This is a genomic window from Microbacterium sp. (assembly GCF_026393345.1).
Lineage (GTDB): Bacteria > Actinomycetota > Actinomycetes > Actinomycetales > Microbacteriaceae > Microbacterium.
The window spans coordinates 78,208-80,738 of record NZ_JAPLAI010000037.1; the positions used below are offsets into that span (position 1 = coordinate 78,208).

2 protein-coding genes and 1 pseudogene are annotated in these 2,531 nt (G+C 71.6%); 1 reads left to right on the forward strand and 2 read right to left on the reverse strand.

The features are described from left to right. Window positions 1-1,403: PTS sugar transporter subunit IIA (locus NT132_RS06065; RefSeq protein ID WP_297786358.1), on the forward strand; the 1,403-nt coding region annotated here is incomplete at its 5' end. 78 nt (window positions 1,404-1,481) lie between these two features. Here the strand turns inward: NT132_RS06065 and NT132_RS06070 are convergent. Together NT132_RS06070 and NT132_RS06075 are read right to left on the reverse strand one after the other, a co-directional pair. Then, window positions 1,482-2,051 (reverse strand): GNAT family protein, encoded by a 570-nt coding sequence (locus tag NT132_RS06070; RefSeq protein WP_297786399.1) that lies wholly within the window; start codon window positions 2,049-2,051, stop codon window positions 1,482-1,484. Window positions 2,052-2,095: 44 nt separating this feature from the next. After that, window positions 2,096-2,531, reverse strand: a pseudogene (locus NT132_RS06075) (phospho-sugar mutase); the annotation flags it as partial.

Here is a 2,531-nt window from a genome sequence, read left to right on the forward strand (position 1 = left end):
GACGCACCCGCGGCGCAGGCTCCGTGGCACCGCGCCCGTTCGGGGCGTTCAAGGAGGCGCTGGTCGCCGAACTCACCGGCCTCGGGTACTTCGTCAACGAATACGGGATCGCCGATGTGATCATGCACATCGGTATCGCCGCCGACCGGGTCGCCGCCGGGCGCCCGCTGGAGGAGACGGCGGTGGCGCCGACGCCCGCTCAAGCGGCGGTCGCGGAGGTCCTCGATCCGCTCGTGGTGGAGCATGTCGGAGTGCGGCTCGGCGCGGGCGACCGGCTGCACCTGGCGACGCTCGTCCTCACCCGCGTCGTGGCACCGGGCGCCGCCGACGCACGCCCGGCGCTCGATCCCGAGGTGGAGCGGATCGTCAACGAGGTGGTCGCGGAGGCGGCGTCCGAGTTCCTCGTCGACATCGTCGCACCCGATTTCATCCACCGCCTCGCCCTGCACGTGCAGAACCTCCGCGCCCGCGCGCGAGAGCAGGCCTGGTCGCGGAACCCCCTCACCCGGTCGCTGAAGGCCACCTATCCGATGATCTTCGAGGTGGCCGTGTACATCGCCAGCCGCCTGCACGAGCGGCTCGACATCCCGTTGCTCGACGACGAGATCGCCTACATCGCCATGCACGTCGGCGGTCAGTTGGAACGAAGCCGCCGCGCGGACCAGCTGCTGACGGCGACGATCGTCTGCCCCGGCTACTACGAGCTGCACGAGCTGCTGCGCTCGAGCGTCGACCGGTCCCTCGGCCAGGCCATCGATGTCGTCGGCGTCGAGACCCGCGCGGACCCTGACTGGGCGTCGATCGACACCGATCTGGTGCTCACCACGATCGACCCGCCCATCCCGGGGGAGCGGTTCGTGCGGATCCAGCCGTTCCTCACCCCCGCCGACGTGGAACGGGTGCAGGCCGCCGCCGCCCGCATCCGCCGCGGCCGCCGGCTCGCACGCCTCCGCGCCGAACTGGAGCGCTACTTCGACGCCGGCGCCTTCGTACGGGGCGTGGACGGTGCGGACGGCGAGGAGGCGGTCATCCGTCGGCTCGGCGGTCTCCTCGCGGCGCAGGGCATCATCGACGACGACTACATCGAGCGCTCGGTGGAGCGGGAGCACCTGTCCTCGACCGCGTTCACCGACGCGCTCGCGGTGCCGCACGCGCTGGGGATGACCGCATCCCGCACCGCCATCGCGATCGGCATCTCCGAGGCGCCCATCCGGTGGGGGAGCGGCCGGGTGCAGGTGGTCGCGTTCGCGGCGTTCTCCGAGACCGATCGGGAGGCGTTCCAGACCGTGTTCGAGCAGTTCGTGGAGGTGTTCAGCGAGCGCGACAGCGTCCACCGGATCGTCCGCCGCGGCACCGACTTCTCGTCGTTCCTGGACGAACTCGTCGCCGTCATCGACGGGTGAGGCCACCGAAACCACATCCATTGCGCGAGACCACATCGGATCGGATGTCGTCTGGGGGAACGGATGTGGTCTCGGCGTTCACCGCCCCTGCAGCCGGTGGGTCAGCGCGGTGCGGACCGTCGGCCATTCGCTGTCGAGGATGGAGAACACCACGGTGTCGCGGAGCGTGCCGTCCGTCCACACCGTGTGGTTGCGCAGCACCCCGTCCTGCTTGGCGCCGAGCCGCGCGATCGCCGCGCGGGACTGGTGGTTGTGCCAGTGGGTGCGCAGCTCCACCGCGATGCAGCCGAGCTGCTCGAACGCCCGCTCGAGCAGCAGCAGTTTGGCGGCGGGATTGATTCCGGTGCCCTGCGCGGCGCGGCCGAGCCACGTGGATCCGATCTCGAGCCGCCGGTTCCGCGGCTCCAGGTTCAGGTACGTCGTCATGCCCACCGCCGTGCCGGTGCGCGCGTCGACCACCGCCCACGGCGCCAGCTCGCCCGCGGCGTGACGGGCGAGGCGCAGCCGGATCTCCGAGACCATGTCGTCCGGCGACGGGATGCGGGTGTACCAGGTGCGCCACAGCTCCCCGTCGGTGCTCGCTACCGCGAGGTCGCCGGCGTGCGCGAGCGCCAGCGGCTCCAGGCGCACGCGGTCGTTCGCCAGCACCGGGGTCGCGGAGAATCCGGTGGCGGAGGACTCCGCGGCCGGGGTCACGACACCCGGTCCAGCAGCTCGCGGGCGCCGGCGTTCAAAGCGGCGAGCCGCTCGGTCGCCTCCGCGGTGGTCTCCCCGCGTACGTCGAGGTAGAGCTTCAGCTTGGGCTCGGTTCCGCTCGGGCGGATGACGAGGCGGGAGCCGTCGTCGAGCCACAGGCGCAGCACGTCGCCCGGCGGCAGGCCCTCGACCCCGGTGAGCAGGTCGTCGACGCGGGTGACGCCGACCGCGCCGATGTGCGAGGGATGCTGTGCGCGCACCGCCGACATGATCCTCGTGATCGTGGAGACGTCCTCGACCCGCACCGAGATCTGATCGCTCGCGTACGCCCCGAAGGTGCGGTCGAACTCGTCGAGCAGGTCGCTGAGGGTGCGTCCCTCGGCGCGGGCGCCGGCGACCATGCCGAGCATCGCGATCGCAGCCGAGATCCCG